General features: G+C 60.5%; 3 protein-coding genes. 1 reads left to right on the top strand and 2 read right to left on the bottom strand.

Annotation, left to right across the window (positions count from 1 at the left end; all coding sequences use genetic code 11):
- Nucleotides 1-227, bottom strand: a 227-nt coding sequence (locus AB4Y42_RS43830; protein ID WP_368697836.1) for a group II intron maturase-specific domain-containing protein, incomplete at its 3' end; no start/stop codon positions are given.
- Between the two features lie 7 nt (nt 228-234).
- Nucleotides 235-1710: a group II intron reverse transcriptase/maturase gene (ltrA, locus tag AB4Y42_RS43825; protein ID WP_368697837.1), complete on the bottom strand. Its 1476-nt coding sequence runs from the start codon at nt 1708-1710 to the stop codon at nt 235-237.
- Between the two features lie 98 nt (nt 1711-1808).
- On the opposite strand from ltrA, the gene AB4Y42_RS43820 reads away from it, so the two are divergent.
- Nucleotides 1809-2089, top strand: a 281-nt coding sequence (locus AB4Y42_RS43820; protein ID WP_368697835.1) for a hypothetical protein, incomplete at its 3' end; no start/stop codon positions are given.

Raw genomic sequence — 2089 nt, 5'->3', positions numbered from 1 at the left:
AACCAGGGGTGGGCGGACTTCACCTTGCGTAGCCATTCCGCACTACGTCGCTTGTGCTGCCGCAGCCGCTTGTACTTTCTCCGAGCCCACCGCATAAGCCGTAGGTCGATGTAGCTGAAGAGGCTGTGCATCGCCGTCCGATAGAACGCCCCATAGTAGTTATCGCGGTAGGAATGTCCGTTGCCGGACACCCCCCGCCCAGATCCGTACGTGCCCAATTCGGGCATACGGCTCCTACCTCGGGTGTTTGACGGCAAACCGCTGGCTCGGCCATGGGTGAAGAATGCGAGGATGCGGGAGAAATGCGTCAGCGACTTGATGTAACCGGGCCCATGAGGTTCGGTCCTTCTCACTACGGCGCCTAAGCGCACGCAGCCAGAGGCGTGTCACGTGATGGCGGAAAGCACTAATCGCACGGTAGTTCGTGGGCACTGCATGATAGGCAAAGTACCCTTGAACCACTGACTTGAGCCATTTCCCCTGCTCTGGGATGGAGTTGTGCCGGCGCCTTCGGAGTTCGCCCTTGATCCGCCTGAGCGTCGCCCGCATGCGATCCCCGCGGGACTTCCGCTGTAGCTGGAAGGCTCCGCGACGGGATCGCCCGCAGATAAAGATGAAACCCAGGAAGGTGAACGTCTCTGGCCGTCCAAGACCGCGACGCTTTCGCTGGGCCGCAGCATCGCGACCAAACTCCAGTAGCCTCGTCTTGTCCGGGTGTAGCGCTAGCTCGAACTTTTCCAGCCTCGCTCGCATCGCGTCCCAGAAGCGCCTCGCGTCAGTTTCATGCTCGAAACCGACCACGATATCATCCGCGTACCGCGAGATGATCACGTTGCCTTTGGCCTCCAGCCGTCGCCACCGTTGAGCCCAGAGATCGAACGCGTAGTGCAGGTACACGTTCGCGAGCAGCGGCGACGCCACTGCTCCTTGCGGTGTACCGGTTTCACTGACGCTAAGTTCTCTGTCTTCCAGAACGCCCGCCTTGAGCCACTTGCGCACAAGACGGATGATGCGTTGGTCGCGGATCCGGTGCTCCAGAAAACGGACCAGCCATTCCTGACTGAGGCCGTCAAAGAAGTTCCGTATATCTGCGTCCAGTATCCAGTTCACTCGGGTGCGATCGATGGCCACTGATAACGCATCCATCGCATCGTGCTGACTGCGCCCGGGCCGAAACCCGTACGAGAAGCCAAGGAAGTCTTCTTCGTAAATGGCGTTGAGAACTTCGACCACCGCGCGCTGGACGATTTTATCCTCCAGAGCGGCAATTCCCAGAGGGCGCTGTTTTCCATCTGGCTTGGGTATGTATTGCCGCCGGACGGGCAACGCCCTATACGCGCCACTTTGTACCTGTGCGTGCAAACGCTGGAGGTTCTCTTCCAGCCCTGCCTCAAAGTACTGCCATGTCATGCCGTCCACGCCCGGAGCCGCCCGACGCTTAAGCGCGTAAAACGACTCCCGCAGCAAGTCGACCGTGACATGGTGTAGCAACACGGTGAACTGCTCCTTCTTCCGCTGCCTTGCAACCTGCCGTACACGTTCCAGCCCGTGTGACACACTTTCCCGGTTCTGCGCCCGGCGCGTGCTGGTCTGATCCGTGTTCCCCTTGGTCCCCGCCCTTGGCTCCACCCGCTCCGCTGCTGGTTTCCCGGCTTTGTTCGCAGGCTTCGTCGCTACTATGGCGGAGTCTGACTTCTCCCGTCCGTTCATCATCGGCTACGGCTCCTCGCCTTCCCGACGCGGACCTGCCCACATTGCGACAGGCCAAGCGGGAGATCTCCCGGTTCCCGCGTAAAGAGCTTCCATGCATGCCAGGTTCTAAGACCGCGCCGGGTCAACAGAGCGCTTGCAATGGCGCGCTCCATCATATTGCCTTCCGTCAAGTGGAGGACGTCGGCACCCGGGACTTTCAAGATATCGCGGCTCAATGGCTGGCCTGCATGCTCCCCTACCGACGCTTCGCAGACATCCTGACGGACGCCCACGCACGGCTCGGGGCCGATGTGGTTCGCTACACCTTCATCGTAATGGACTTTCACCATCTACTCCTTACCGGTCTCCCGGCGCACCCACCACCCTTGTATCGTCG

It is taken from the genome of Paraburkholderia sp. EG286B, from assembly GCF_040965655.1.
GTDB lineage: Bacteria > Pseudomonadota > Gammaproteobacteria > Burkholderiales > Burkholderiaceae > Paraburkholderia.
The sequence above is the reverse complement of the archived record's forward strand: the minus strand, read 5'-3'. Positions and strand labels throughout refer to the sequence as shown.